The sequence below is a fragment of the Streptomyces sp. NPDC006435 genome (assembly GCF_040612315.1).
Taxonomy (GTDB): domain Bacteria; phylum Actinomycetota; class Actinomycetes; order Streptomycetales; family Streptomycetaceae; genus Streptomyces.
Window position 1 is genome coordinate 1 of the sequence record NZ_JBEXPY010000033.1, and the last position, 26,402, is coordinate 26,402.

24 protein-coding genes and 2 pseudogenes are annotated in these 26,402 nt (G+C 70.4%); 13 read left to right on the forward strand and 13 right to left on the reverse strand.

The genetic code is table 11. The features are described 5' to 3' along the window. The first annotated feature begins 549 nt into the window (after positions 1–549). Positions 550–1,101 carry a hypothetical protein gene (locus tag ABZZ04_RS27710; RefSeq protein ID WP_356935010.1) on the forward strand — a complete coding sequence of 184 codons (552 nt, stop codon included), beginning with the start codon at positions 550–552 and terminating at the stop codon, positions 1,099–1,101. A gap of 145 nt (positions 1,102–1,246) precedes the next feature. Next, entirely contained in the window at positions 1,247–1,477 is a 231-nt protein-coding gene (locus tag ABZZ04_RS27715) for a hypothetical protein (RefSeq protein WP_356934945.1), read from the forward strand. Between the two features lie 138 nt (positions 1,478–1,615). Here ABZZ04_RS27715 and ABZZ04_RS27720 read toward each other — a convergent pair whose 3' ends face one another. After that, positions 1,616–2,041 (reverse strand): contact-dependent growth inhibition system immunity protein, encoded by a 426-nt coding sequence (locus tag ABZZ04_RS27720; RefSeq protein WP_356934946.1) that lies wholly within the window; start codon positions 2,039–2,041, stop codon positions 1,616–1,618. A 188-nt stretch (positions 2,042–2,229) separates the two neighbouring features. Here ABZZ04_RS27720 and ABZZ04_RS27725 point away from each other — a divergent pair, with 188 nt between their 5' ends. Continuing rightward, positions 2,230–2,805, forward strand: coding sequence for an NUDIX domain-containing protein (locus tag ABZZ04_RS27725; RefSeq protein WP_356934948.1), 576 nt, complete (start codon positions 2,230–2,232; stop codon positions 2,803–2,805). Here ABZZ04_RS27725 and ABZZ04_RS27730 read toward each other — a convergent pair. The 3 genes and pseudogenes from ABZZ04_RS27730 to ABZZ04_RS27740 form a co-directional block, all read right to left on the reverse strand. Next, on the reverse strand, positions 2,793–3,509 hold the full coding sequence (locus tag ABZZ04_RS27730) for a hypothetical protein (RefSeq protein ID WP_356934949.1): 717 nt from the start codon (positions 3,507–3,509) through the stop codon (positions 2,793–2,795). The two genes, ABZZ04_RS27725 and ABZZ04_RS27730, sit on opposite strands and share 13 nt — an antisense overlap. 73 nt (positions 3,510–3,582) lie before the next feature. Beyond that, on the reverse strand, positions 3,583–4,278 hold the full coding sequence (locus ABZZ04_RS27735; protein ID WP_356934950.1) for an SUMF1/EgtB/PvdO family nonheme iron enzyme: 696 nt from the start codon (positions 4,276–4,278) through the stop codon (positions 3,583–3,585). 414 nt (positions 4,279–4,692) lie between these two features. Beyond that, a pseudogene (locus ABZZ04_RS27740) lies at positions 4,693–4,809 on the reverse strand (DNA mismatch repair protein MutT); the annotation flags it as partial. Between the two features lie 141 nt (positions 4,810–4,950). Between ABZZ04_RS27740 and ABZZ04_RS27745 the strand changes: the two are divergent. Beyond that, positions 4,951–5,712 carry an SMI1/KNR4 family protein gene (locus ABZZ04_RS27745; protein ID WP_356934951.1) on the forward strand — a complete coding sequence of 254 codons (762 nt, stop codon included), beginning with the start codon at positions 4,951–4,953 and terminating at the stop codon, positions 5,710–5,712. A 303-nt stretch (positions 5,713–6,015) separates the two neighbouring features. Here ABZZ04_RS27745 and ABZZ04_RS27750 read toward each other — a convergent pair whose 3' ends face one another. Both ABZZ04_RS27750 and ABZZ04_RS27755 read right to left on the reverse strand, forming a co-directional pair. Then, a complete protein-coding gene (locus ABZZ04_RS27750; RefSeq protein WP_356934952.1) occupies positions 6,016–7,203 on the reverse strand; it encodes a S1 family peptidase in 1,188 nt (395 codons plus the stop codon). A gap of 276 nt (positions 7,204–7,479) precedes the next feature. Beyond that, complete coding sequence (locus ABZZ04_RS27755) at positions 7,480–7,917, reverse strand: MarR family winged helix-turn-helix transcriptional regulator (protein WP_356934953.1); 438 nt, start codon at positions 7,915–7,917, stop codon at positions 7,480–7,482. Between the two features lie 59 nt (positions 7,918–7,976). Here ABZZ04_RS27755 and ABZZ04_RS27760 point away from each other — a divergent pair, with 59 nt between their 5' ends. Continuing rightward, the gene (locus ABZZ04_RS27760) at positions 7,977–8,384 is read left to right on the forward strand and encodes a glyoxalase/bleomycin resistance/extradiol dioxygenase family protein (RefSeq protein WP_356934954.1); all 408 of its coding nucleotides are present in this window, start codon (positions 7,977–7,979) and stop codon (positions 8,382–8,384) included. 39 nt (positions 8,385–8,423) lie between these two features. Here ABZZ04_RS27760 and ABZZ04_RS27765 read toward each other — a convergent pair whose 3' ends face one another. The 3 genes from ABZZ04_RS27765 to ABZZ04_RS27775 all read right to left on the reverse strand — a co-directional run bounded on the left by ABZZ04_RS27765 (position 8,424) and on the right by ABZZ04_RS27775 (position 11,546). Further along, positions 8,424–8,975 (reverse strand): glycoside hydrolase family 25 protein, encoded by a 552-nt coding sequence (locus ABZZ04_RS27765; RefSeq protein WP_356934955.1) that lies wholly within the window; start codon positions 8,973–8,975, stop codon positions 8,424–8,426. 180 nt (positions 8,976–9,155) lie between these two features. After that, entirely contained in the window at positions 9,156–10,520 is a 1,365-nt protein-coding gene (locus ABZZ04_RS27770) for a radical SAM protein (RefSeq protein ID WP_356934956.1), read from the reverse strand. A 180-nt stretch (positions 10,521–10,700) separates the two neighbouring features. After that, positions 10,701–11,546, reverse strand: a complete 846-nt coding sequence (locus ABZZ04_RS27775; protein WP_356934957.1) for a pentapeptide repeat-containing protein — start codon at positions 11,544–11,546, stop codon at positions 10,701–10,703. A gap of 261 nt (positions 11,547–11,807) precedes the next feature. On the opposite strand from ABZZ04_RS27775, the gene ABZZ04_RS27780 reads away from it, so the two are divergent. The 6 genes from ABZZ04_RS27780 (at position 11,808) to ABZZ04_RS27805 (ending at position 19,400) form a co-directional block, all read left to right on the forward strand. Continuing rightward, positions 11,808–12,299, forward strand: coding sequence for a hypothetical protein (locus ABZZ04_RS27780; RefSeq protein WP_356934958.1), 492 nt, complete (start codon positions 11,808–11,810; stop codon positions 12,297–12,299). Between the two features lie 87 nt (positions 12,300–12,386). Beyond that, positions 12,387–12,611, forward strand: coding sequence for a hypothetical protein (locus tag ABZZ04_RS27785; protein WP_356934959.1), 225 nt, complete (start codon positions 12,387–12,389; stop codon positions 12,609–12,611). A gap of 415 nt (positions 12,612–13,026) precedes the next feature. After that, positions 13,027–14,193: an L-rhamnose isomerase gene (rhaI, locus tag ABZZ04_RS27790; RefSeq protein ID WP_356934960.1), complete on the forward strand. Its 1,167-nt coding sequence runs from the start codon at positions 13,027–13,029 to the stop codon at positions 14,191–14,193. Positions 14,194–14,292: 99 nt separating this feature from the next. Continuing rightward, positions 14,293–16,338, forward strand: a complete 2,046-nt coding sequence (locus tag ABZZ04_RS27795) for a bifunctional aldolase/short-chain dehydrogenase (protein ID WP_356934961.1) — start codon at positions 14,293–14,295, stop codon at positions 16,336–16,338. Between the two features lie 34 nt (positions 16,339–16,372). Then, complete coding sequence (locus ABZZ04_RS27800) at positions 16,373–17,944, forward strand: FGGY-family carbohydrate kinase (protein WP_356934962.1); 1,572 nt, start codon at positions 16,373–16,375, stop codon at positions 17,942–17,944. Continuing rightward, complete coding sequence (locus tag ABZZ04_RS27805; RefSeq protein WP_356934963.1) at positions 17,937–19,400, forward strand: L-fucose/L-arabinose isomerase family protein; 1,464 nt, start codon at positions 17,937–17,939, stop codon at positions 19,398–19,400. Before ABZZ04_RS27800 ends, ABZZ04_RS27805 begins: the two co-directional genes overlap by 8 nt. Before the next feature lie 73 nt (positions 19,401–19,473). On the opposite strand, the gene ABZZ04_RS27810 is transcribed toward ABZZ04_RS27805, so the two are convergent. Further along, on the reverse strand, positions 19,474–20,571 hold the full coding sequence (locus tag ABZZ04_RS27810) for an enoyl-CoA hydratase/isomerase family protein (RefSeq protein ID WP_356934964.1): 1,098 nt from the start codon (positions 20,569–20,571) through the stop codon (positions 19,474–19,476). A gap of 243 nt (positions 20,572–20,814) precedes the next feature. Between ABZZ04_RS27810 and ABZZ04_RS27815 the strand changes: the two genes are divergently transcribed. Then, positions 20,815–22,947 carry a SpoIIE family protein phosphatase gene (locus tag ABZZ04_RS27815; RefSeq protein ID WP_356934965.1) on the forward strand — a complete coding sequence of 711 codons (2,133 nt, stop codon included), beginning with the start codon at positions 20,815–20,817 and terminating at the stop codon, positions 22,945–22,947. A gap of 92 nt (positions 22,948–23,039) precedes the next feature. Here the strand turns inward: ABZZ04_RS27815 and ABZZ04_RS27820 are convergent, their stop codons facing one another. The 3 genes and pseudogenes from ABZZ04_RS27820 to ABZZ04_RS27830 form a co-directional block, all read right to left on the reverse strand. Beyond that, the gene (locus tag ABZZ04_RS27820; RefSeq protein ID WP_356934966.1) at positions 23,040–23,528 is read right to left on the reverse strand and encodes a GNAT family N-acetyltransferase; all 489 of its coding nucleotides are present in this window, start codon (positions 23,526–23,528) and stop codon (positions 23,040–23,042) included. A gap of 702 nt (positions 23,529–24,230) precedes the next feature. Beyond that, positions 24,231–25,049 (reverse strand): annotated as a pseudogene (locus ABZZ04_RS27825) (DUF6397 family protein); the annotation flags it as partial. Between the two features lie 95 nt (positions 25,050–25,144). Beyond that, the gene (locus ABZZ04_RS27830) at positions 25,145–25,558 is read right to left on the reverse strand and encodes a roadblock/LC7 domain-containing protein (RefSeq protein ID WP_356934967.1); all 414 of its coding nucleotides are present in this window, start codon (positions 25,556–25,558) and stop codon (positions 25,145–25,147) included. A 395-nt stretch (positions 25,559–25,953) separates the two neighbouring features. Here ABZZ04_RS27830 and ABZZ04_RS27835 point away from each other — a divergent pair, with 395 nt between their 5' ends. Next, positions 25,954–26,319 (forward strand): metalloregulator ArsR/SmtB family transcription factor, encoded by a 366-nt coding sequence (locus tag ABZZ04_RS27835; protein WP_356934968.1) that lies wholly within the window; start codon positions 25,954–25,956, stop codon positions 26,317–26,319. Positions 26,320–26,402: the final 83 nt, after the last annotated feature.

Genomic DNA, 26,402 nt, shown 5'->3' on the forward strand with positions numbered 1-26,402 from the left:
CGCCACCAACCCGACCCCGCCCGCCCCACACCCACAACCCCCGAACCCCCCACAACCCCCGAACCCGACCACCCACCACACCCCACACCCCACACACACAACACCACAGCCAACGCAGCCAACTCCTCATCCGTCACCCACCCCCGCTCAACACACCACACACCACCAAAACCACCAGAACCACCCACCCCAAACCCACCAGAACCACCCATCACACCCTCCTCCACACCACACGAAGCCCGCACAACCACGGACAGGAACCCACCCAGACAACAACCCCCACCTTGCACACCCCTACACCCACCCAACCAGACACGACAGACCAACCCATTTCGGAACCCTGTATCAACCCTTCGGCAGGTAGGTCACCAAGTTCACGACGACCCGACACCCCGTTCCCGCCACGAGCAGCGCCCCGTCGGACGGGTTATGCCCAGGTTCGACGGCCGGGAGCTGCAAGGCAGTTGTCGTGGAAGGTGCTGGTTCGACGACGTTAAGGTGGCGCAGGCCCGTCGCCAGGGCCTCAAGGAGACGAGGGGTTCGGTGAGTATGGACAAGGCGGCCAGGACCGAGTGGTGGGAGAGCCTGCCGGCCGGGATCCGCGACGAGATCGACGGGTACGTCCTCCAGGACTCCCTTCTCGGGGCGGTGAAGACCATCACCGACATCGGCCTCGTTCCCCACGGCATAGGAGTTGGCACCGCTCAACTGATCGCCGCCGACCGCTACCTCCACTACGGCAACCAGATCGCCCGCAAGCCTGAGAGCCCCCTCGACCTGGACTCACTGGCGTATCGGGTGGCAGGGTGCGTCGGCCGCGTCGTGGCGATCGAGGCCGTCTGGGACGGTGACACAGTCCACGACTGGTTCGTGGATCTACTGGCCATCACCACCGCCCCGGCAGGAGAGACTCGGGTGGCCACCATCTACCAGACAACAGCCGAGCAGTACCTCGGCGAGGACAAGGACCACCGCCCACGCCACCTCGCAGCGACAGCTGCCGAGCGGGCCGGTCGCGCCCTCGCAGCCCACCTCTCGGTTCCCTTCCACTTCGCCAGCCCGGACGTCCCCGACGACGAGGCGCCGCGCTGGCATCCTTGAGTGGCAGGCGGTGCGGAGCCTCTGCCGTCCCGCCCTCTCCTCCCTTGGACTTGTCCGGTCGTTCACCGTCCCGCCCTGCCCCGACCAGATTGATCAACCCTGTTATCCGCGTTGATCCGGCATTGGCAGGTCCTACGATCGGTCCATGACTGACACTCCGGAACATTGGACTGTGCGCCATTTCTCGCAGGCCAACCCCTTCGGCCCCGGTTGCGACAACGTTCCGGCCCTCTTGCGGCGACTGGCGGACTCCATTGAGGGGTTGGGCCCGGCCGAGATCCAGGACGTGGTGATCAGGTCGGAACCGACCGAGTACGGCTCCTGGTGTTCGGGGACCGTCTACTTCCACCTGCCCGAGGACGAGAACAAGGGGTAAAACAAGGGCTGGAACAAGAATGAGGGCCGGGGCAAAGGCCAGAACTGATTCCGGCCCCTCACGAATGGAACCGGACAACGAGAGTTTCGGCGGCCTCATGCCTGGCCCGGTCGTGGACCCGTACGCACCTTCGTCGGATCAGCGAAGTGATTCGAGCCGCGCGGCAAAGCAGGCGATCTCCTCGGTGGCGCCGCGGGGCAGGTCGGCGACCGCTGCCTCCGGCAGTGTCCCGATCACGTCGCGCAGCCGGGCGCCGAGGTCCGGCAGCATGGCCCAGGCCGCAGCCGGGGCGTTGACGGCGGCGAGCAGCAGGTCGCCCTCGTAGAAGCATGCGTCGAGCAGCGGTTCCTCGAGCAGCAGGCGCACTGCGAGTGGAAGGACGTACGGCAGCGCGACCTGTTGGGAGATGAGGGTACGCAGATCCGCCGGACCGAGTGCGCACAGCGGAACGCGTCGCAGCTCATGCACCTTGCGGACCAGATGGGTTGAGTCGGCGGCAGGAGGAGCCCAGTGGGGCGGGTCCAGCTCGTCGAGCGTGCGATCGAGGTGCAACCGATGATCCATGGGATTCATTCTCCGCCTTTGACCGGTGCGTGTCTGCCGCCGCCGACCACCGCCCAGATCCGCACCTGTCCGCAGTGTTCGAAAAATCGTCCCTGTTCCGCCGTGGCCAACGATCCGGGCCATGGCCACGGGTAGAGATATGGGACAGGGACAGGGGCAATGACCGGGCACGGCCCTACAGTGAGGGCATGTCAGACAGCCAACGCCACGTGATCGTGGAGGCCGACGTCGAGGTTCCCGTACCCGCCGACGGCGAGGTCTGGGTGGTCGGAGCAGTCGTCCTCGACCGGGACGGCAGGGTCTTCGCCCAGAAACGCGGCCCTGACCGGCGGCTCTTCCCCGACTGCTGGGACATCGTCGGCGGCCACGTCGAACCCGGTGAATCATTGCTGGACGCACTTGCCCGCGAGGTCGAGGAGGAGACCGGCTGGCGCCTGCGCCGCGTCCGGCGCCTGCTCGGGATCACCACTTGGACGGGCGACGACGGTGCCGGAAAGCGGCACGAGGCCGATTACCTCATCGAAGTGGACGGCAACCTGGACCGTCCCTCCCTGGAGTGGTCCGAGCACACCGCCTACGACTGGTTCGGCCCCGGCGGCCTTTCCCGGCTCAAGGAAAACCGGGCTCCCGGCGACTATCTCATCCACGACCTGGTCGCGAAGGTCCTCCAGGTTCACCCGGACGCAACGTGGCCCCGCGAGCACGAGTCACCGGCCGATGCCGCAGAAGCCGAGAAGGGGCCGGACAAGCCTCATGAGTGGTAGAGCACCCGGACGACCATGGTGTCGGCCGGCAGGGACTCCAGGTGCTCGTTGAACATCCGGAGGTACTCGGGGCCGCCGCTCTCGATCCAGCGCCCGTCCAGGGTGAGCAGCGTGGCCGTGGGCAGCACTTCGGCCACCCGCTCGGCGGCGAACGCCTCAAGGTCCTCGCCGAAATACGCGACCGGGTCGCCGGTGAACCGGCCCTTGAGGTCCGGGGCCTCGATGAGGGCCCGGACGAGCGGCTGGTCGGTGAACTCCTCGACGACCCGCTCGCGAGGATGGGTCACCGGGTCGACGTGGGCCCTGGTCGCGAAGAACCTGTACGGCAGGGCCGGTGGGTAGCCGGTCGCGAACTCCTGGTACTCCCGCCACAGAACGCGGGCCCGTACGGCGGCCTCGTCGCGGTCCACCGCGAGGTCGAGCAGCCCGCGCGGCCCGCCGTGGCACCGGGAGGGCGGAGGATCGACCGGCGGCTCCGTCCACTCGTCGCGACGGACGAGTCTCGGGTCCTGCTCGTTCCCGGGGAGCACGGCGAACAGGCAGTCGGCACCGGACACGAACCAGTAGTCCCACTCCCCCACCCAGTCCGGGTCGGGGTGGTCCGCGCGGTTGTAGTCGAACGGGGCCATGGCCCGTCCGATGGTCCGGTGGAGGTCCTCGGGCGCGCAGGACGGGACACAGACGGTGACTCGCTGTTTGGCCATGTCTTCAGGTTCTTTCGTTCGGTGCGGGTCCGACCGGGCGGGCCGATCGGACCGAATGTCCCGTGCCCCGGGCTCAGCCGCCTGTCCGGGCGAGGCGGAATCCGAGGTCGTCGATGCGGAAGGTGGGGTGGCTCTTGCGCCGACACGATGCCCGGCAGCCCCGGGGCGGATCGTATGCGCCGCCGCCGCGGAACACTCGGTACGGACCGTAGACCCGGGGGTCGTAGAGGTCCCAGCACCATTCCCACACGTTGCCGATCATGTCGTGCAGGCCCCATGCGTTGGGAACCCGGGTCCCGATGTCATGTACCTCGCCGCCGGAGTTCCCGCGGTGCCAGGCGATCTCGTCCAGTTCTCCGTAACGGACACCGGAGGTTCCGGCTCTGCACGCGTACTCCCACTCCGCCTCGGACGGGAGCCGGTAGCCGTCGGCCTGCCAGTCGCAGATCACGTCCAGCCCGTCGCGGTCCTCGCCCGTCGTGTAGCAGGGCCGGAACCCAGCCTTCCGCGAGAGGGCGTTGCAGAACTCGACGGCTTCCTTCCAGGAGATGTCGGTCATCGGCATGCACGGCCCGGCCGAATCGCCGGGCGTCCTGCCCTGAACGGCGTGGTACAGCTCGCGGGTCACGGGGTGCGCCGCCAGCCGGAAGGCACCGACCTCGGCATTCCATTCCGTTCTCGTGCCCTCGTCACGCAGGACGATCTCCCCGGCGGGGATGCTCCTCATGTTCTCGACATCCGTCTGGTGGAGTACCGACTCCGGGCTCATCACTGCTCCTCATGTGCTCCGGCACGCTGGTCCGGTACGTCGTCGGACTGCCGGTCGTGCGAAGGCATCCGTGCTCGTGGGACGCCCGCGCTTCTTTCTCCCGAAGAGCCGACGATACAGGCAGGCCTGCCGCCGCTCGTCCGGCGCCAACGCAGTTGTTCGGCAAGGATGTTGGAGTGCTTATACCGGACCGCAGTTGGGTTTCCCGGGGCCTTCCCAAGGCTTTCACGGGGCCTTTCCCATGGGCTGCGGGCTGGAACACGCCTGCGGGTCAGCGGGCCGGCGGGCGGCAGACCGGGTACGGCTCCGGCCATGGAGCGGCCGGCAGTTGCTCATGCACCGCCGCCGGTCGGGGTGGCCCCGCCGGGGTCGATACGGCCCAGCCAGGCGTCCTGCTCATCGGCGAGCGAACGCTCCGGCGGGAATCCGGGGTCCGGCCGCCGGCATCCCGACGTGGTCGAACACCAGCACTTCGGGAACCGGACGCTCTCTGATCACGTACGCGGCGACACGGATCCTCGGGCCAGTCATGGCCGCATTCTTCCTCACCGCCGCCACGGGACATCGTCGGCCATCGATATCGATCCCGGCCGTGGTCGGTGTCGGGGCGTTGGCGGAGTGCTGTCCAACGCCCGGCGAGATGCCTTGATCAGGCCGATATACAGTCACCACATGGCATACCAGTTCGACATGGTTCAGTCGCTCGCTTCCGTTGTTCACGGCGACGGGGCGGGCGGTGTCCGGGAGTTCGTCCGCGGTTTCGCGGCGCACTGGGCAAAGCCGCTCGGTGACGAGGACGGCCTGCCCGAAGCCGACCTCGTGACGGCGGAGGAGAGGCTGGGGCTCCGGCTGCCTCCGGCGCTGCGGGAGGCGTATCTGCTGTTCGGCCGCCGCACGGATCTCACCAGGAACCACGACACCCTGCTCGGCCCGTCCGAACTGTACGTGGACAACGGTCAGGAGGCCCTGGTCTTCCGGCACGAGAACCAGGGGGCCGTTTCCTGGGGCGTCCTCCTCGAAGCGCTGGGCGAGGAGGACCCTGCCGTGTTCGTCCGGACGGACCTGGCCGACAAGAGCGCCGAACGATGGGAGCCCTGGCTGGACCGGCTCTCCCTGGCGCTCGTCGAGACCGTTCTCTCGGAGTCCGTACAGGCGGATGACGAACTCTGCGACTTCCTGCTGGACTTCGACGAACACGGCGCCGGGCTGTTGGAGCAGAAGTGCGTCCGGCTTCCCTTCCCCTCCTACCCGGCCTGTGAGAATGGGTCCGGCATTCGCTGGTTCCTCGGCCCCGACGCCCTGCTCCGCGACGACGACGGGGCGGCCCTTTATGCCCGGGGCCGGACCGAGGAAGCCCTCGACGGCATCCGCGATCTGATCGCGGGCGACTGGCTGAACGACTTCCGCGACGTCACACCGGACGACGAAGGGTAAGACGGCACTTGCCCGTTCCGGACCGAATGGCCGGAGCCGAATGGTCAGGCCCGGGACGCCATCGTCCGACTCCGGTACGGAACGGTGCGCGGCAGTCCCACCCGCAGACGGCACTCGTCGCTCGTCGGTTCCCGACCGGTGGCCGGAGCCATCGCCCGGCCTCACAGGATTCGCGCTGCCCGCCCGCGCACCAGGGCCCGCCGCCCGCACGACGGGACCTGCCGCGCGGGCGGCAGAACCCGTGTCGTGGCAGGCTCCGGGCCCACGCGAGGGCCGGCCGCGGCCGGCCCTCGCGTACCGTCATCAGGCCGTGTGCAGTGTCAGCCCGTACCGGTTCAGGATCTCGTTGATCGGCTGGTGCCATGTCTCCCCGCCGCCGGAGCAGTTGCCCCAGCCGCCCGAGGTGACCCCCTGGGCCTGGTCCCCGCTGATGAAGGAACCTCCGGAGTCACCCGGCTCGGCGCAGACGCTCGTCTTGGTCATCTGGTGGACGGCACCCTGGCTGTAGTTCACGGTTTCGTTCTTGGCCAGCACGTTGCCGCAGTGCCAGTGGGTCGTGGAACCGGAACGGCATATCGAGGCGCCGACGGGCGCCTCCGCGGAGCCCCGTACCAGCTGGTCCGAGACGGTGCCCCAGCCCAGCACGACGGGAACGGTCCACCAGCCGTTGCCCACGCCGACCCAGGCGTAGTCGTTGTCGGGGAAGGACGATCCCTGGAAGTTGCCGATGGCCGACCGGTCCCATCCGCTGACCGCCGCGCCCGCCTGGCCGCAGTGCCCCGCCGTGACGAACCCGCCGTGCACGGAGAAGCCGATGGAGCACCGGACGTTGCCCGTGTAGTAGGGGTCGCCGCCCACCGTCCCGGCGGCGAAGGTCCTGGGCGCCTCGGGCGTCCGCTTCACCAGGACGGGACCGGCCTCGCGGGCCTTGGCCACGAAGGCGCGGACATCGTTGTCATCCTGCGCCGACGCGACGACGCCGACGACGACCCGGTTGGTCTTCGGGTCGACGTGCCAGCTGCTGACGCCGGCCGGTGCGGACATCTTGTCGATCCGGGCCTTGGTCGCGTCGAGCTGTCGGGCACTGTGGCGCACCACCCGGGCGGACGCGCCCGCCGCTTCCACGGCCCCGGCCCTCCGGCTGTCGGTGACGGCCACGTTGAGCTTGCCCGTGGCCGGATCGAACCAGGAGCCGGCGTACGAGGATCCTGCGGCCCGTTGCGCCTTGCCTTGTACGGCGGTCGCGGTCTTCTCCGCGGCCAGCCGCGCCCTGGCCCGGCTTTCCGTCAGTCCGAGGTCCCTCTGCATGGCGGAGAGCAGACCGGTGGACGCCGGCTCGTCCGCAGCCTCGGCACGGGAGGTGCTGGAGGAACCAGAGGTGCTGGAGGGCTGGTCCACGGCGACGGGCGAGGCCGATGCCGTGGCGAGTCCCACGGTCGCCCAGGCTCCGACGACGAGCGTGGCGGCCAGACTCGCGCGCAGCGCAGTCATGTGTCTCAAGGGAGTGGCCCTTCTGTTGTTCCGGCATGGTGGGGGAGGAACAGGGGCATGCGAGAGGCCTCGTCTGAGAGCGCTCTCAGGAGATGCCGCATCGGACTGTAACGCAGCCCACCCATCAGGTCCATGCCAATGGACAGGTTCCGGAACCATCACTCGCGAACCCGACCGCAGCGACACGGAATCCGGCCCGACGCGACCTTCCCGAGGGATCCCCCCACCCCGCCAGGCACGGGCCGTCGACCGGCACGTCGGCCGCGACCTGTCGGGTCACGTACAGGCGTGAGTGTGAACCCGCCTCAGCAGCGCCGCCAACTGGTCCTGTTCACGCCGGTTCAAGGGGGCGAGCAGCTCCTTCTGCACCGCCAGTGCCTCGGCCTGGAGTTCGGAGAGCACCTCGCGACCGGCCGGGGCGAGGGTGACGGTCACCCGGCGACGGTCGTCGGCGTCCCTGGCCCGGTCGACGAATCCGGCCACCGCGAGGTCATCCACGATCTTGACGATGTCGCTCCGGTCGATCCCGAGCCGGGACGCCAGCTCCCGTTGCACATGGGGGCCGAAATCGGCCAGCGCCGACAGGACGGCCATGTGCCAGAGTCGCAGCCCGCGCTCGGCCAGCCGCGCCGCCAGCCGACCGCGTGCCGTCTTTCCGGTCTTGGACATCAGATAGGTCGTAAGTCCCAGGAGGCTGGGCGGGGTCTCACTCATTGACACTATCTTAGGCGCACACCAATGATAGGTTTGCACCTACTATTTTGGAGTGGTTCATGGATGCCCTGCACCCTCGGCTGCTGGTGAGCGCGTTCGCCGCCTGCTTCCGCTTCTACGACGGTCTGCTGCCGGACCTGATCGGGGCGGACCGGACCAGTGGCAGCGAGTCCGGCCCGTACGCGCACTGGGACGTCGACGGCCAGGGGGTACTGGCGCTCTTCGACCGCGGCGTGATGGCCGCCGTCACCGGTACCGCCGGGCTGCCGGCCACGGCGCCTCCCGCCCAGGACCGGTCGATGTTCGTCTGCCGGGTCTCCGACGTCGACGCCGGGCTGGCCCTGTGCCTGGAGCACGGGGCCGGCCCGGTCGCCGGGGCGTGCGACCGGCCGGACTGGGGTCCGGGGCTCCGCACCGCGCATGTGCGCGACCCCGAGGGCCATCTCATCGAGTTGCAGTCCTACTGAACGGCCCCGGACCACACTCCCCCGTGCCCTGTTCGGCAGCTATCCCCGGGCCCAGTCGCGCATGGCGCTCCGCGAGGCGAAGTCGGCGACGTCCTTGTCGAGCGGCTGGTCCGTGTACTGGTGGATGCGCCAGGACGCCTTGATCCTGGGCTTTCCGGCGGTCACGTAGTCGGCGATCCAGAGACCGTCCCCCGCGTACGAGGTGGTGTCGTGGTTCAGCCAGAAGTGACGATTGCAGTACAGCAGGACCTTGTGATGGGGCCTCAGCCGTTTGACCTCACGGATGAAGCTGTCCTTCTCCGCGTTGCTCGCCCTCGTGCCCTCGCCGTTCTCCTCCCAGTCCACCGCGAGCAGATCGCCCGCCTTCTCCGGAGCCTTGCTCACGAAGTACTCCGCCTGGGCCTTGATGTTCCCCGGCCAGAGAAAGTGGTAGAAGCCGACCACGCATTCCGCGTCCCGGGCACGCTTCACCTGTTCCGAGAGGCGTGGATTGATGTACGAACGGCCCTCGGTGGCCTTGATGAGGACGAAGTCCAGCCCGTCCGTATCGAAGGACGGCTGATGGGAACTGACGTCGACGCCATGCAGCATGGGCACCGCCTTCCACTGACCCTGGTGGTTCCGGTTCTCTCCCTGTAGGTGCCCGCCGCCGCTCGTTCCCATCCTCCGGGTGAACGGGCGAATCGTTTTTCCATCGCTGCCGCCCGCCACCGTCCGCCACCGGGCCCGGTCGGACCGAGGGCCCGGTGGCGGGCGGTCGTCCGTCCGGCGTTACCGCTCGTCGTCCGGAGCGGCCGGGAGGCTGTCCATGAAGGAGCTGACGGAGAAGACCGCGCGCCCGGGGCCGGGCGGGCCGTAGCCGGGGGGCGAGCTGAGCCCGTACTCCTCCATCGTCGCGCGGTAGGCGTCCAGCAGGCGGATGTGGTACTCCAGCGGCGCTCCGTCCGGGTTGGTCTTCCCGAGCGGGGTGGTGGGTTCCGGGCACCAGGTGGTGAACCGCGGGGTGATGCCGTGCGACATGAAGAAGCGCAGGCCCTCGGTGGTCGAGGCGATGGCCTCGTCCACCGTGGTGAAACCGAAGGGCGCGGCCATCTCCACACCGGCGACGAAGTTGGGGATGACGTTCCGGGCGCCGAAGACCTCGGCGGAGTCCAGGATGCGGCGGTGCCACTCGTCGCGGCCCACGTAACGCTCCTTGCCCGGGCAGTAGAGCTCGAACAGCCTGCGGTCCCACACCTCGTAGTTGGGGTGATAGATCTGCACGCCGTAGTCGTGGAAGCGCTGCACGTCGGCCTTGGGCAGGGCCTGGGCGACGACCTTGCCGATCCAGCGGCCGGGGAAGCGCTCCTCGATGGCCTTGGCGTACTGCCCGTAGAAGTCGGCCTCGTCACGGCCGCCGATGTGGGAGGTGATGGCGCCGCCGGTGAGCGTGTAGGCCGTGGAGGTCTTCGCGGTGTCGTACTTGTCGATGATGGCCAGCGCCTCCAGGACCTCCTCGACCGGCTTCACCCCGGTGTACGGACGGCCCGCCGCCTTGTGCTGGCGCCAGTTGTGGTTGATGTCGCAGTACTGGCACTCCTCCTTCGCCCCGAAGTACTGGCAGACCCGGAAGACCGTCAGGTACACGAGGTAGCCCCACTGGATGGTGGGTGCCACCTCCATCACGGACTTGCCGTTCTCCAGGGTGTGGCGGTAGTAGTCCGGCATGGGCGGCAGACCCACGTCGGAGATCCGCCGGCCGTCGAGGTACAGCCCGAGCACGCCGCCCTCGTCGGCCGCGACCCGGTAGGGGGACGCGGGGTTGACCCGTACCGACACCACGGTCCTGCGCAGGTCGTACGGGCCGCCGGTGAGGACGATCTCCTCCGGCGGGCGGCGGAGCGCGGCCGCGCCGAGCTCGGGGAGCGTGCCGTGGTCGAACGAGAAGATGAAGTACGACTTCGGCTTGACGTCGCCGTCCTCGTTGTCGCTGAGCGCGGACTCGTCGAACGCCACGCCGCCGCGCAGGAGGTCCTCCTTGATGACGGCTTCCCGGGGGACGTGCGGGAACTGCTCCATGAGCCGCTCCACCAGGCGGGTGCGGCTCCCGTCCCGGTGGCTCGTGTCGGTGCGGCTGCGGTCGGTACTGCTGGGCATGTGCGGGACTCCTCGGTCCGGTCGGCGACGGCGCTCCGGGTACGCCACACAGTGCAACGAATCAGACACGTCGGCAGTGCCCCGCCGTGCCGGTCGATTCGTGCCGGTGTCGCGGGCTCGGTGCCCGGTCGCCGGCTCGCGGTCCGGATCGCCCGCCGTCGACGGTACTCGCCCCGGTGCTCACCCGGTCCAGTGGGCGGGGCGGTCGAGGGACCGCGGGAGTTTCGTCGCCGCATCGCCCCTGGCCGCGTTGAGCTGGGCCTGGGTGAGGAAGAGGCTCCCGGTGAGGTCCGCTCCGGACAGATCGGCGTCCCGGAAGTCGGCGCCGATCAGGTCGGCCAGGCGGAGATCGGCACCGGTGAGGTCCGCCGCGATCAGGTACGCACCCCGCAGATCGGCACCCCTCATGTCGGCGCCGCGCAGCCGGGCCCCGATCAGGTCGGCGCCCCGGCGGTGGCGCTTCTTCCCGCGCGGCGCCGTCGCCCGTACGAGTTCGCTGGTGCGGAGCAGGAGCCGGGCCGCCTCGTCGCGGTGACCGGACACGTCGAGGCCCGCGAGTTCGTCCGCCGGAAGACGGGTGAGGCGTTCCGTGGCGTCGAGGGTGCGCCGGAGGTCACCTCGCAGGGACCGCGCCGGCTCCAGGGACAGCGCCTCCGTGAGATACCAGAGGAGTTCGTGGAGCTGCCGCATCACCGGAAACACCTGGAACATCTGCCGGGCGGTCTGCGGCGCCGAGCGCCAGTCCTGTCCGCCGTAGGTCTCTGCGGAGACCTTCTGACCGGCCCCGAAGCAGTCGTACACGGTGCAGCCGGGAAAGCCCTGTGTCCGCAGCCGGGTGTGGATGCCGCAGCGGAAGTCCTCCTGGAGGTTGCGGCAGGGCTCCCCCGCGTCCTTGTCGATCGCGAAGTCCGCGGACCGGGTCAGGGTCAGCGCGACGCAGCACAGCCCGAAACAGTTCGCGCAGTCGGCGCGCAGCCCGGCACGGTCGATGGGGGCGGTGCCGGGGCCTTGGACGTTGTCGGGCACAGTGCGTGAATCCTCTGGGGTACGGAGCTGTCGGGCGTTCGAGCCTATCGGGCCATGTCACCCGCGCACACCGATTTCATGATCGGCTGCGTGCGCCGGGCCGCCGCGGGCCGGTTACGGGACGATGCGTCACATGGCGTGCGCGGCCCCGTCCCGGTCCCGGGCGGGCCGTTGCCTCGGCGGCCGGGGCGCGGCACCCGGGTCGTTGTCAGTGGGGCGGCGCACACTGTCGGCAGTACCGCAGGGGCGAAGGGGGCACTGATGGGCACCGAGCACGAGACCGGGTTCGAGCCGGCCACCGGGGACGGTCCGCCGGCTCCCGCACCGGACCCGGGGCGCGCGGCTTCGGTACGGACCGCGTTCGAGGGGATGCTGCAGATCCGTCGGCTGACGAACACCGGGCACGCCGCCCCGGAGGGGGTTCCCGCGTCCTGGGAGACGCACCGGCCGGTGCGGGCCGTGGCCATCGCCCTGGAGGCATCGGGCCTGGCCGCCTCGGCCGTCGACGGATCGGGGATCCGTACCGCGACCGGGTACCGCCTGGAGCGGGGCGAGGCGCCGGGCGGTGTCCGTGTCGAATGGCTCGGTGCGCCCGGCAGCGGAGCGGCCCATTCGGAGGCGGACGGGTTGAACCGGTGTGCGGAGGTGCTGCGGGAGTTGGGCTGGACGGTGCTGCTGTACCGGGGAGCCCGCCGCCGAAGATTTCTGGAGGTGGAGCCGCCGCCCGCCGTCCGGCGACCGAACGACCGATAGCGCGTGTCCGCGCGTCGCCGCGTCGGGCGTTGTCGGACCCATGGGGGATGCTGGTGCGTCCGACCCCTCTGACAGGGAGATGCTGAGATGCGCGATGACGAACTCGCCGCGGCCCAGGCCTACGTCCGACTGCTGGAGGCCACTCGGGCCGCGCTCGCGGAGCCGGACGACGGCCCTCTGTACGTGCCGTTGCTCGCATCGCCGATCGCGGAGGCCGACGGCGCACTGCGGCACGCGGGGCTGCGCGGCAACGAGTCCCGGTTCTTCGACCTGGTGCGTTCGCTCCGCCCGAGCATGCCCGGCGGTCACTGACCGGGCCCGTCGAACCCGTCGCCGCGTCCGACGGCCGGTGTTCCTGTCGCCTCCCTTGACGGATACCCTGCCCGGCGGCCGGTGGGCGCCGTCGCCCTCGGGCACCGTGAGGCCCTCTTCACCCGGCCGCCCCGATGCGTCACCATGCTGTGGGCGAGTCGGCGGACCGAGCGCTGCTCCGAGGGCGCTCACGGCCTGCTGTCCCGCACCGGCCCAACCCGTCGGGGCGATCAGCTCCTCCCCCGATGCGCGCCCTTTCGCACATGCGGTGAATTGATTCAAGACGGAAGAACAACCCGACCGGCCGATTGACCAGCACTATGGGAGAACCTACCGTACGACCGAACTGAAACGATTCACACCCTCTTCGGTCCGACCGGTTCCCGGTCGCTGGATCCCCCCTTGAGAGGTACTCATGTCCGATGTGTCGACCGTCAAGGAAACCCTGAAGTCCCAGGTGATCGAGACGCCTTCATGGGGTTACGGGAACTCCGGGACGCGTTTCAAAGTGTTCGCGCAACCGGGGGTTCCGCGCGACCCGTTCGAGAAACTGGAGGACGCGGCGCAGGTGCACGCGTTCACGGGCGTGGCACCGAAGGTGTCCCTGCACATCCCGTGGGACAAGGTCGAGGACTACACCAAGCTGAACCGGCACGCCGAGAGCCTCGGCGTGCGGATCGGCGCGATCAACTCCAACGTCTTCCAGGACGACGACTTCAAGCTCGGTTCGGTCACCCACCCCGACCCCGCGGTGCGCCGCAAGGCCACCGGCCACCTGCTGGAGTGCGTCGACATCATGGACGAGACCGGATCCCCCGATCTCAAGCTCTGGTTCTCCGACGGCACCAACTACCCGGGGCAGGACGACATCGTGGCCCGGCAGGACCGGCTCGCCGAGGCCCTGACCGAGGTCTACGAGCGCCTCGGCGACGACCAGCGGATGCTGCTGGAGTACAAGCTCTTCGAGCCCGCGTTCTACACGATGGATGTGCCGGACTGGGGCACGGCGTACGCGCACTGCCTGAATCTCGGGCCGAAGGCCCAGGTGGTCGTGGACACCGGGCATCACGCACCGGGCACCAACATCGAGTTCATCGTGGCGTTCCTGCTGCGCGCCGGGAAGCTCGGCGCGTTCGACTTCAACTCCCGGTTCTACGCCGACGACGACCTGATGGTCGGGGCCGCCGACCCGTTCCAGTTGTTCCGGATCATGCACGAGGTGGTCAGGAACGGCGGCCTGATGCCCGAGACGAACGTCAACTTCATGCTCGACCAGTGCCACAACATCGAGGCGAAGATCCCGGCCGTGATCCGATCGGTCGCCAATGTGCAGGAGGCGACCGCCAAGGCGTTGCTGGTCGACGCGACGGCGCTGGCGGCGGCGCAGCGGTCCGGTGACGTGCTGGCGGCGAACGGCGTCCTGATGGACGCCTACAACACCGACGTCCGTCCGCTGCTCGCCGAGGTGCGTGAGGAAATCGGCCTGGCCGGAGACCCGTTCGCCGCGTATCTGGCCTCCGGAAATCAGGAGCGGATCGCCGCCGCCCGGGTCGGCGGCGAGCAGGCCGGCTGGGGCGCCTGACCCCCGCCCCTCCCCCGTACGTCCGGCCTGTTCCGGTCTCCTCCCCCGTACGTCCGCCCCGTTCCGCTCCTCTCCCTCTCCGGACCACGAAGGAATTCCATGACCTCCGCGACGCATCCCGAAGTCGCCGCGCTGCTGGAGCGCGCCCACCGCATCGGCTCCGATCCCCGCAACACCAACTACGCCGGCGGCAACGCCTCGGCCAAGGCCACCGAGATCGATCCGGTCACCGGCCGCGAGACCGAACTGCTGTGGGTCAAGGGGTCCGGGGGCGATCTCGGCACCCTGACCGAGGCGGGTCTCGCCGTGCTGCGCCTGGACCGGGTGCGCGCGCTGGAGGATGTGTATCCGGGGGTGGATCGCGAGGACGAGATGGTGGCGGCGTTCGACTACTGCCTGCACGGCAGGGGCGGCGCCGCCCCGTCCATCGACACGGCGATGCACGCCCTGGTCGGGGCCGCGCACGTCGACCATCTGCATCCGGACTCGGGTATCGCGCTGGCGTGCGCCGCCGACGGCGAGAAGCTCACGGCGGAGTGCTTCGGCGACAAGGTGGCCTGGGTGGGCTGGCGCAGGCCCGGTTTCCAGCTCGGCCTGGACATCGCCGCGGTCAAGGAGGCGAACCCCCGGGCCGTCGGTGTGATCCTGGGCGGGCACGGCATCACGGCCTGGGGCGAGACGTCCCAGGAGTGCGAGCGCAACGCCCTCTGGATGATCCGCACCGCCGAGGCGTTCCTGGACGAGCGCGGCAGGGCCGAGCCGTTCGGTCCCGTGTGGGCGGGCCGGGAGCCATTGGCCGAGGAGCGGCGCCGGGAGCGTGCGGCGGCGCTCGCCCCGTTGATCCGCGGGCTGGTCTCCACCGACCGTCCGCAGGTGGGTCACTTCACCGACGCGGAACCGGTGCTGGACTTCCTCGCCCGCACCGGGCATCCGCGGCTCGCCGCGCTCGGCACCTCGTGCCCGGACCATTTTCTCCGTACGAAGGTCCGGCCGCTGGTTCTCGACCTGCCCGCGGACGCCCCGCCGGCCGAGGCCGAGGCGCGGCTGCGGGAACTGCACGCGGAGTACCGGGAGGAGTACCGCGCCTACTACGAGCGGCACGCCTCGCCCGACTCCCCCGAGATGCGCGGTGCGGACCCGGCGATCGTGCTGGTGCCCGGGGTCGGCATGTTCTCCTTCGGCAAGGACAAGCAGACGGCCCGGGTCGCCGGGGAGTTCTACCTCAACGCCATCCAGGTGATGCGCGGTGCCGAGGCCGTCTCCTCGTACGCCCCGATCGAGGAATCCGAAAAGTTCCGGATCGAGTACTGGGAGCTGGAGGAGGCCAAGCTGCGTCGGATGCCGAGGCCCAGGCCCCTGGCGACCCGGGTGGCGCTGGTCACGGGTGCGGGGTCCGGCATCGGCAGGGCCATCGCGCACCGACTGGTCGCGGAGGGGGCGTGTGTCGTCGTCGCGGACCGCGACGCCGAGAACGCCGCCTCGGTGGCGCAGGAGCTCGGCGGGCCCGACGCGGCCGTCGCGGTGACGGCCGACGTGACCGACGAGCGGCAGATCGCCGCTGCGTTCGGGGCCGCCGCGCTCGCGTTCGGCGGTGTGGACCTCGTCGTGAACAACGCCGGGATCTCCGTCTCGAAGCCTCTGTTGGAGACCACCGCACAGGACTGGGACCTCCAGCACGACATCATGGCGCGCGGCTCGTTCCTGGTGTCGCGGGAGGCCGCCCGGATGATGCGGGTCCAGGGCCTCGGCGGTGACATCGTCTACGTCACGTCGAAGAACGCGGTGTTCGCGGGCCCGAACAACATCGCCTACTCGGCCACCAAGGCCGACCAGGCCCATCAGGTGCGGCTGCTGGCGGCCGAGCTGGGCGAGCACGGGATCCGGGTCAACGGCGTCAACCCCGACGGTGTGGTGCGCGGTTCGGGAATCTTCGCATCGGGCTGGGGTGCCCAGCGCGCGGCCACGTACGGCATCGAGGAGGAGAAGCTCGGGGAGTTCTACGCCCAGCGCACGCTCCTCAAGCGCGAGGTGCTCCCGGAACACGTGGCCAACGCAGTCTTCGCGCTGACGGGCGGCGACCTCACGCACACGACGGGGCTGCACATTCCCGTCGATGCCGGTGTGGCCGCGGCGTTCCTGCGATGATCCGCGCCGCCGCCCCGGCCGGAAGGAGGTCGCCGTGTCCGTGACGTCAGGGAGCGGGGCGGTCTTCGCGGCCGTGGACCTCGGTGCGACCAGCGGCCGGGTGATCACCGGCCGGGTGGGGCCCGGGGAGCTCGTCCCGTCCGAGGCGCACCGTTTCCCCAATACGCCGGTCCGTTTGCCGGACGGGCTGCGGTGGGACGTGCTCGCCCTGTACCAGGGGATGCTGGACGGGCTGCGGGCCGCCGCCCGCACGGGTCCGGTCGCCTCGGTCGGCATCGACACCTGGGCGGTCGACTACGGCCTCCTCGATGCCGACGGGGTGCTGCTGGGGCCGCCGTTCCACTACCGCGACGACCGGAACGCCGAGGCCGCCCGCCGGGTGCTGGCCGAGTGCGACGGGCGGGAGCTGTACGCCGTCGGCGGGTTGCAGCAGTTGCCGTTCAACACGGTGTTCCAGTTGGCCGCCCACCGTACGAGTGCCCAGTGGGAGGCTGCGCGGACGGTGCTGCTGATCCCCGATCTGCTGACGCACTGGCTGACGGGATCGGTGGGTGCGGAGATCACCAACGCGTCGACGACCGGTCTGTTCGACGCATCCGCCGGGACCTGGTCCGATGCGCTGATCGGCCGGCTGGGGCTGGACCGTTCGTGGTTCCCGCCGCTGCGCGAGCCCGGTGATCCTGCGGGGACACTGCTGCCGCACGTCGCCGAGTACACCGGTCTGCCCGCCGGGACGCCGGTGACGACCGTCGCCTCGCACGACACCGCGTCGGCGGTCGCCGCGGTGCCCGCGACGGAGCCGGGGTTCGCGTATCTCTCCTGCGGCACGTGGTCGTTGGCGGGGCTCGAACTGACGGCCCCGGTCCTGACGGAGGAGTCCCGGGCGGCGAACTTCACCAATGAGCGCGGGGTGGACGGCACCATCCGCTATCTCCGCAACGTCATGGGGCTGTGGCTGCTGGAGGAGTGTCGTCGGACGTGGGACCGGCAGGGCGTCTCCCCGGGGCTGGACCGGCTGCTCGCGGAGGCGGCCCGGGCCCGGCCGTTCGCCGCGGTGATCGACCCGGACGACGAGGCGTTCCTCGCACCGGGCGACATGCCGGCGCGCATCGACGCCCACCTCGCGCGGACCGGGCAGGCACCGCCGGACGGTCCCGGCGGGTACGTGCGCTGCGTGCTGGAGAGTCTGGCGCTGGCACATCGCAGGGCGTTGCGCCTGGCCGCCGCCCTCGCGGGGCGGGAGCCGGTCCGGATCCATCTCGTCGGCGGGGGGTCGCGCAACGCGCTGCTGTGCCAGTGGACCTCGGACGCCACCGGGCTCCCCGTCACGGCCGGTCCCGCCGAGGCGACCGCGCTCGGCAACATCCTGTTGCAGGCCCGTGCCCACGGGCTGGTGGGGGGCCTCGACGACATGAGACGGCTCGTGGCACGGACCCAGGAATTGCGTCACTACACCCCGCGGGGCGATCAACGGGAGTGGGACCGGGCGGCCGCACGGCTGGAGCCGGTCCGGGCGCCCGGTGTCCCGCCCTCGACAGCGGTCCGGGCGCCCACGGGGGCGGACCGGACCCGGTACGGAAGACGGAGGAAGGAAACCCATGGCTGATGTCCCGCCCGCTGTGCCGGGCTCCGCACTCACCCGCGTCACACGCCGTCGTACCCGTGTGGGTCTGGTCTCCGGCGGGCTCGGCGCGTACTGGCCGCAGTTCCCCGGTCTCCTCGAACGGTTGCGGGAATCCGCGCGCTTCGTGACCGAACGGTTCGAGGAGATGGACTGCGAGGTCGTCGACGCCGGCTTCGTCTCCGATCCGCAGGAGGCCGCCGGGGCGGCCGGGAAGCTGCGCGCGGCCGACTGCGACATCGTCGTGACGTTCCTGACGACGTACCTCACGGCCTCGATGGTCCTGCCCGTCGCCCAGCGCGCCCACGCTCCGGTGCTGGTCATCGACCTCCAGCCGACCGAGGCGATGGACCACGCGAACACGGACACGGGGGCGTGGCTGGCCTACTGCGGTCAGTGCCCGCTGCCGGAGATCGCCAATGTGTTCCGGCGCGGCGGGATCCCCTTCCGGTCCGTGTCGGGCCATCTGCGCGACGAGAACGCCTGGGAGAGGATCCGCCTCTGGATCCGTGCCGCCCGGGTGCGCGGGGTGCTGCGCCACGGGCGGCACGGTTTGATGGGCCACCTCTATCCCGGCATGCTCGACGTGTCCACCGACATGACGCTGGTCTCCACCCGGTTCGGCGGGCACGTCGAGGTCCTCGAGTTCGACGATCTGCGGGTCCGGGTCACCGCCGTGACGGACGCGGCCGCCTCCGAACGCGTCGCGCTGGCGCGTGAGGTCTTCACGCTCGACGGTTCCGTCGACGAGGACGACCTCGCGTGGGCGGCCCGGGTCTCGGTCGGGCTGGACCGGCTGGTGGAGGACTTCGGGCTGGACAGCCTCGCCTACTACCACCGCGGTCTGGAGGGCGAGATCCACGAACGGCTCGGCGCCGGGATGATCCTGGGCGCTTCGCTGCTGACCGCGCGCGGCGTCCCGATGGCCGGGGAGTACGAGCTGCGCACCAGTCTGGCCATGCTGGTCGCCGACACCCTGGGGGCGGGTGGTTCCTTCACCGAGTTCCAGGCCCTCAATTTCCGGGACCGGGTCGTCGAGATGGGCCATGACGGTCCCGCCCATCTCGCGATCAGTTCCGGGGACCCGCTGCTGCGCGGGCTCGGCGTCTACCACGGCAAGCGCGGCTGGGGCGTCAGCGTGGAATTCGACGTCGAGCACGGCCCGGTCACCACGTTCGGCATCGGGCAGGAGGCCGACGGCACCCTCACCTTCATCGCCTCCGAGGGGGAGGTCGTGCCGGGACCGTTGCTGGAGATCGGCAACACCACGTCCCGGGTCGACTTCGGCTTCGATCCCGGCGAGTGGACGGACGCCTGGTCCGCGACGGGGGTCGGCCATCACTGGACGCTGTGCACCGGCCACCGCGCCAAGGACCTCAGAGCGGCGGCCGGGCTCCTCGGCGTGCCCTTCCGTGTGGTGGACGGCCCGGGAGAACTCTGAGTCCGTGCGTGCTCCGGGGCGGGTCCGTCCTGTCGTGACGGCTCCGCCCCGGGTGCGGGCGGCCCGTACCGGCTCAGTGCTCCGTCGGGGAACCGGTGGCCGGGCCCGTCTGCTGGATGGGGGCCAGGCCGAGTTCCCGGTCGCCCAGCGGGGCGAAGAAGAGCTCCACGTCCGCGTCGGTGACGTCGGCGAGGGCCGCCGGGCTCCACTGCGGGGAACGGTCCTTGTCGATGATCTGGGCCCGCACGCCCTCCACCAGGTCGGGCCTGGTGAAGGCGGTGCACGAGGTGCGGTATTCCTGGTCCAGCACTGCTTCCAGGCTGTTGAGTCCACGGGCCCGGCGCAGCGCGGCGAGGGTCACCCTGAGCGCGGTGGGCGACTTGGCCATGATCGTCCCGGCGGCCCGTTCGGCGGCTGGGACGCCGCTGCTGCGGAGCCGGTCGACGATCTCCTCGACGGTGTCGGCCCGGTAGCAGGAGTCGATCCACTCCCGGTGTTCGGCCAGCTCACCGGCCGGTGCGGGCGAGGCGTACCGCAGCACCGCCTTCTCGATCTCCGTGGCCGTGCCGCAGCCGGCGAGGTCCGTGACGAGCGCGGTGAGGTGGTGCGACGGGACGAAGTGGTCGGCGAGCCCGCACAGCAGCGCGTCGCCGGGACCGGCCGCGTCCGCGGTGAGGGCCAGATGGGTGCCCAGTTCCCCGGGTGCCGCGGCGAGGAGGTGCGTTCCGCCCACGTCGGGGACGAACCCGATTCCGGTCTCGGGCATGGCGACGCGTGAGCGTTCGGTGACGACACGGACGTCCCCGTGGGCCGAGACTCCGACGCCTCCGCCCATCACGATGCCGTCCATGATCGCGACGTACGGCTTGGGGAAGCGGGCGATGCGGGCGTTGAGCCGGTACTCGTCGCGCCAGAAGCCCGTCGACGCGTCGTTCCCGGCGCGGGCGTCCTCGTAGATGGAGCGGATGTCGCCGCCCGCGCAGAGGCCGCGTTCGCCCGCTCCGGTGATCAGGACGGCGATGACGGAGTCGTCGTGTTCGGCCTCGGCGAGCGCTTCGTCGACGCGTGCCACCATGACGTGGTTCAGCGCGTTGAGGGCGCGTGGACGGTTGAGCGTGATGTGCCGGACGCGTCCCTCGGTGTGCAGCAGAACGGGATCCTCGTGATTCATGAATGCGCTCCGGTCAGCCCCTGTGCCGTATCGACCGCAGATCACGGACGATCTTCCGCTGCCATTCTGCGGGGGTGGGACCAGGCCCGGTACGGCAGGGGTACCGGAGCCGCCGGGCGTGGTGCGCGGGCCGGATTTCGTCGGGCATCCGCTGTGGCAGCCTGCCGGAACCGGTTCGACAATTGAGACACCCGGCACGGGCCGCGCCGCCCGGCAGCCCAGCCCGGCGACCTCGGAGCAGGAATGACCGATCACGACCAGCAACCGAGCAGATCCGTCCCGCCCCGCCTGCTGATCGACCGGACGCACAACGGCGAGACCGCAACGGCTCAGCGGCTTGCCATGAACCGGACGGGCAGCTTCGAGTGGAACGTGGGGGCCGACACGCTCGACATCGACGAGGCCGGGCTGCTGGTGTTCGGTCTGGACCCCCGGACCTTCGATTCCCGGCCCGAGACCGTGATGGAGCGGCTCGAACAGTCGGAGCGGACCCGTCTCGAAGTGGCGATCGACGAGGCGATCCAGAGCGGGCGCAGTTCGTACAGCGTGCACTTCCGGGTGCCGCTGGACAACGGCAAGGAGCAGTGGACCCATATCCAGGCCCGGATACTGCGCACCGGGGACGGTCATGTGGAGCGGATCATCGGGGTGGTGCAGGACGCCACCGCCGAGGTCACCCATTCGGCCTTCGTGCTGGATCTGGAAAAGCGTCGGCAACGCCAGACCAGCATCGTTGAACGCACAACGAGCGCCTTGTCGCGGGCGGTGACCGTGGACGACGTGACCGCTTCGCTCACCGGGCCGGGCGGGCTCGCCCGGCTCGGCGCGGACGGGCTCTCGCTCGGGCTGGTCGAGAACACCTCGATGAACGTCATCGCGCTGAGTGGCGATTCGGTGGAGGCGATCGACGAGATCCGATCCGCGGGCCTGGACCGTGACTTCCCGCTGGCCGACACGACCCTGAGCGGTCGGCCCAGATTCCTGACCTCGGTCTCCGCGCTCGTCCACCGCTACCCGGTGCTGGCCCCTCACGCCGACCGGATGGAGTTCCGTGCCGCCGCCTATCTGCCGCTCGTGGCCCAGGCGCGCTCCCTCGGCACCCTGGCGCTCTTCTACCGTGAGAGAACGGCCTTCAACGCGGACGAGCGCAATCTGTGCCTGGGGCTGGCCGCCATCGTCGCCCAGTCCCTGCAGCGCGCGAAGCTCTTCGACGAGGAGCGCGAGTTCGCCACCGGCCTCCAGTCCGCGATGCTGCCGAGGCGGATCCAGGAGATCGAGGGCGGCGAGATCGCCGTGCGCTACCACTCGGCCTGGAGCGGCCGGCAGGTCGGCGGCGACTGGTACGACGTGATCGCGCTGCCCAAGAACCGGTTCGGGATCGTGGTCGGCGACGTGCAGGGTCACGACACGCACGCCGCCGCCACCATGGGGCAGCTTCGCATCGCCCTGCGCGCGTACGCCGCCGAGGGGCACTCGCCGTCGACGGTGCTGGCGCGGGCCTCGCGCTTTCTCGCCGAGCTGGACACGGACCGTTTCGCGACCTGCACGTACGCCCAGGTCGATCTGGCGTCGGGAACCGTGCGGGTGGTCCGTGCCGGGCATTTCGGACCGCTGATCCGGCACACGGACGGCCGGGTCGGCAGCCCCCAGGTACGGGGTGGTCTGCCGCTGGGCATCTCGACCGACTTCGGGGACGAGGAGTTCCCCGAGACCCGGCTCGACCTGGTGCCGGGCGAGACCCTCGTCCTGTACACCGACGGTCTGGTGGAGGAGCCGGGGGCCGACATCGACTCGGGCGTCCGGACGTTGATCAACGAGGTGAGCGCGGGGCCGGCTGGCGCCCAGGCGCTGGCCGACCATCTGTCGGAGCGGCTCTGGGAACGCTGGGGTTCGGGGGACGACGTGGCCCTCCTGGTGCTCCGGCGCAGCCCGGATCCCGGGTCGCCGCGGGCGCCGCGGCTGCACCAGTACATCCACCAGGCCGACCCGGAGGGGCTCTCCGACGCCCGTACCATCGTGCGCCAGGCCCTGACCGACTGGGACATGGCCGAGCTCGCCGACGACGCGGAGCTCGTCACCGGCGAGTTGCTGGTGAACGTCCTGCTGCACACGGAGGGTGGGGCGGTGCTCACTCTGGAGGTGCTGCCGGAGCCCGTCCGCCGGGTCCGGCTGTCCGTGCAGGACCGCTCCAGTGCCTGGCCGAGGCGTCGCAGCCCCGGCGAGACCGCGACGTCGGGGCGGGGGCTGCTGCTCCTGGACGCCGTCGCCACCCGCTGGGGAATCGAGCCCCGAGGGGAGGGCAAGGCGGTCTGGTGCGAGATCGGCCCCCCGGTGCCGCCCGTGTCCACCGCCCGGCCCGCGACGGAACCGGTGTGACGAACCGCTCGCCCCGACCCGGTCCGGACGAGCCGGAGGGCGGGGCCTTGGCTCCGTCGGAGACGTCGGTGCTTTCAGAGAGGTCGGTGCTTTCAGAGGCGTCGGTGCATGATGTGCAGCCCGACCAGGCCGCGCTCCGGGTGGTTGAACCCCTCGGGCAGGGTTCCCAGGATCTCGAAGCCCAGCGACTGGTAGAGCCGGACGGCGTGGGTGTTCGTCTCCACGACCGCGTTGAACTGCATGGCCCGGAACCCCGCCTCGCGGGCCCATTCCAAGGTGTACTCGCACAGGGCCCGGCCCACACCCTGCCCCGAGCGCTCGGGGTCGACCATGTAGCTGGCGCTGCCGATGTGCGAGCCGTTGCCCATGTGGTTGTTGTTCATCTTGGCCGTGCCGAGGATCGTCCCGTCGCCGTCGACCGCGACAACCGTGCGGTTGGGGGACTTGAGGAGCCACCAGGATTCGGCCTCCTCCTCTCCGAGGTCGAGAGGGTAGGTGAAGGTCTCGCCCGCAGCGACGATTTCGTGGAAGAACGGCCAGATGGCGGGCCAGTCCTCGGTGGTGGCTTCCCTGATCAGCATGGCAGCCAGGATGCCCGCAGCAATCTTCGTCCGCGACCTGTTTTCCCACCCGTCGCGAGCCGCCTGGCTGCGTGAGCGACGCTTTCATCCCCTTTCGCTCCATCACGCACCATGCGGCGCACGGCCCGGCCCGGGGCGCCGACCGCGCCCGGTCCCGGACGCACGCCTGCGCAGACGGAACCGGGCGAGCAGGCCGGACGCGGGCCCCACCGCGACCGCCGGAGCCGGAGCCGCACCCGGAGCAAGCGTCGTGGCGCATCCGGGCACCGAATCCGGGCCGGGAGCCGAGCCATGCGCCAAGGGCCGACCGGGCGCCAGAGCCGGGCGCGGCATCACGACCGGGCCAGGGGCCGGAACCGGGCGCGAGTCCGATGCCGGGAGCGGGCCGGGCACCGCGGTCGGATCGGACAGCGCGGCCGGGCCCGAGACCGGGGTTCGATCCGGGACCTGCGCCGGGGCCGATACCTGATCAGGGGTTCGAAAAAGGTCCGGCATCGGTACCGGGGCGGGCACGACCTCCGCGGGCGCTGTCCCGACGCCGGACCCAGGGCCCCGTTCGGGCCCCGAGTCGGGGCCCTGGTCGGTCTCCGCGCCGAGGTCGATTCCGGCTTCGGAATCCACTTCGGAATCCGCGTCGGCTTCGGGGCGGTGCTCCTGTCGCGGAGCGGGGAAGGGACGAGGGCGAGCACTCCATCCGGCGTCCGGGCGCGGAGCCGGGCGGACCTCCCGGGCGTTGTCCAACTCCATGATCAGGCCGACCCGCCGCCACAACATCTCATCCGGCTCGTCGGCCCGCATCAGCTGCGCCACGGTTTCCCGGGCGGACGGCGACGCCGTCGGTGCGAAGGCAGGTTCCGGCCTGATCCTGGCGAGGTAGGCGCGTTCGTACGGGTCGTCGACCACCTCCGCCAGCTGCACCGGATCCAGCGTCTCGGCGACCACCGCCGCCCGTGCCCAGGGATCCTCCGTGAGGTGCAGCAGCCGCTCGACCCGGCGCGAACGCCAGTTCCGTGCACGGTGGTCGGCGCCTTCCGCCAACCGGTCCCGCACCCAGGCCGGACTCCTGCCCGTCAGGAGTTCGGGTTGCCCGGCGGCGAATCCGGCAAGTTCCTCCGCGAGGTAGAGCCAGACAACCGCCCGGTACCGGTTGACGTAGAGCGCGATCGGGGTGAGGCACCCTGCGCGGGCGAGCCGGGTGAAGCGGTCGGGGCCGATGCCCAGCAGTCGGGCCCCTTCCGCGGTCCCCACCGCGCGCACCTTTTCCCGCAGCGCTTCCGGGAACCCTCCCTGGGACCGGAGCCGTTGGACCTCCGCGTGGTCGATCCTGGGCCTTCCCCCGCCCTGTCGCACCGTCAGCCGGATCAGTCCCAGATGCACCGCGATGGCGAACTCACCGCGCTTCAGCAGGAGTTCCCGCGCCGCCGTGCCCATGGCCATCGTGTCCGCGACGCCGACGGCGGCACCGGTGCCCGTGTCCCGCGCGCCGCCGACCCCGGTGCGCACGCCTTCTGTAACAGTCATGATGCTCTCCCCCGTACGGATCGATCACTCTCTGTGACCACCGTAACGCGGAGGAGGAATCACCCGCCCAGCCTGTGGATAACCTCGTGGCCGGGTCAGATCCCGTCGTCCTCCTCGCTCCCCGTCTGCCTCGCGGCAACACCGAGATGCTCCCCGACCCTGTTCACCAGCAGTGTCATCTCGTACGCGACCTGGCCGACATCGACCTCCGCCTCGCTCAGCACGCACAGACAACTGCCGTCCCCGGCCGCCGTCACGAACAGCATCGCCTCGTCGAACTCGACCATCGTCTGCCGGGGCTTCCCGGCCCGGAAGTGGCGCCCCGATCCGCGGGCGAGGCTCTGGAGCCCCGACGCGACCGCGGCGAGGTGTTCCGCGTCCTCGCGCGCCAGGTCCGTGCTCGCGCCCGTCACCAGTCCGTCGTTCGACAGCACCAGCGCATGCCGTATGTACTCGACCCGGCTCGTGAGGTCGTCAAGGAGCCAGTCGAGTCCCCTGTCAAGCGCCATTTCCCCGCTCCTCCCCGCTCATGCGTTCCCCGTGCCCCGTGCGCGTAAGCCTTGCGCACCGGTCACGCAGGGGCAAGCACTCCTTTGCCATGTGGCTGGGTCCGGGCCCCCTTGGGGGAGTTCGTCCCGCAGGGGCCGGAAGCGGTTTCGTCCGGGTGCGCCGAAGGGGCGGAACGGGGGGTCGAATCGTATGCCGAATCACTCGAATCCCCTGGTCACTGCGATCACGGCCGCCCGTTCGGCTCGTCCGTGCAGCCGGCCGGATCCCCCGCCCCGGCGAGGAGTTCCTCCGTTCACTGTGGCCGGATCTCATCGAAAGCGCTCAGCAATTGTCCGGCGCCTACACTGAACCCTTCGGGTGCGAGGAATCGGCCACGCGGACAGGGAGAGCAAGAGTGTCGACAGCTGCCGACGGCGGTTTCGAGGATCCGCCCGCCGAGGTACTGGCGGAGGCCGCGGCGGCCTTCGGCCTGCTGGCGACGCCCGCACGGCTGCACATCGTGTGGGCCCTGTCCCAGGGCGAGAGCGATGTGACGGGCCTCGCCGACCGGGTGGGCGGCACGCTCCCCTCGGTGAGCCAGCATCTGACGAAACTGAAACTGGCGGGCCTGGTCCGCTCGCGGCGCGAGGGCCGCCGCCAGGTGTACCTGGTCGACGACCCCGATGTGGTGACCGTCGTCCGGCTGATGGTGGGCCAGCTCACCGAACGCGCCGGCCACATGCCGGTACGGTCCATGCGCCTGCGTGAACTGGGCGCCTGAGAACGACGCCGGTGGGGACGCGGCGCGCCTGTCGTCGCACCGTGTCCCAGCCCCCGTTCCTTACCCACCCGGCGCAGTGCTCC